Raw genomic sequence first — 243 nt, 5'->3', positions numbered from 1 at the left:
ACAGGCTCATCCCATTTCGCTCGCCACTACTTTGGGAATCTCGGTTGATTTCTTTTCCTGCAGCTACTTAGATGTTTCAGTTCGCCGCGTTCGCTTTGCATGCCTATGTATTCAGCATGCAATGACCTAAAAGGCCGGGTTTCCCCATTCGGAAATCTGCGGATCAAAGTGTGTTTGCTCACTCCCCGCAGCTTATCGCAAGCTACTACGTCCTTCATCGCCTGTAATCGCCAAGGCATCCAC

The 243-nt window shown here is 50.2% G+C and carries 1 rRNA gene; it reads right to left on the bottom strand.

Annotated elements, in window-relative coordinates:
• Positions 1-243: ribosomal RNA gene (locus LE190_RS21725) — 23S ribosomal RNA — on the bottom strand; the annotation flags it as partial.

It is taken from the genome of Massilia hydrophila, from assembly GCF_020208145.1.
Classification (GTDB): Bacteria; Pseudomonadota; Gammaproteobacteria; order Burkholderiales; family Burkholderiaceae_D; genus Telluria; species Telluria hydrophila.
This window is presented reverse-complemented; position numbering and strand designations above follow the sequence as displayed.